The sequence below is a fragment of the Paenibacillus sp. Dod16 genome (assembly GCF_049893405.1).
GTDB lineage: Bacteria > Bacillota > Bacilli > Paenibacillales > Paenibacillaceae > Paenibacillus_AQ.
In genome coordinates, this window is sequence record NZ_JBNDYG010000147.1 from 1 (window position 1) to 402 (window position 402).

Here is a 402-nt window from a genome sequence, read left to right on the forward strand (position 1 = left end):
TTCTCGGCTTTTGCCTGTTTTTTGCTGTGATATGCCGGCAATAGCGGAACAAGTGTCCGCTTAAGCTTAATTTTAGTACCTTTGTTTGCAAATAGCGGAATCACGGTCCGCACGGAGCAGGTCTTATGTCTGTACACCGTTCGCGGCGTCCCCGCACCGAGCGCTGTCCCCTGTGCGCACGCACCGAGCGCGGCGGCGCCTGTGTGCACGCACCGAGCGCGCCGCCCCCTGTGCTGACGATGTGCGATATGCGCGGAGAGATGCGGACAGGAGGTCCGCTATTTGCCAACAACAGTGCCAAATTTAAGGCTTTGCGGACACAGAATCCGTTATTCTCGGCTTTTGCCTGTTTTTTGCTGTGATATGCCGGCAATAGCGGAACAAGTGTCCGCTTAAGCTTAA

The 402-nt window shown here is 55.2% G+C and carries 1 protein-coding gene; it reads right to left on the minus strand.

Going from position 1 to position 402, the window contains the following annotated elements; genetic code table 11:
• Positions 1-100: 100 nt before the first annotated feature.
• Positions 101-402: hypothetical protein (locus ACPV3A_RS37835; RefSeq protein WP_426205028.1), on the minus strand; the 302-nt coding region annotated here is incomplete at its 5' end.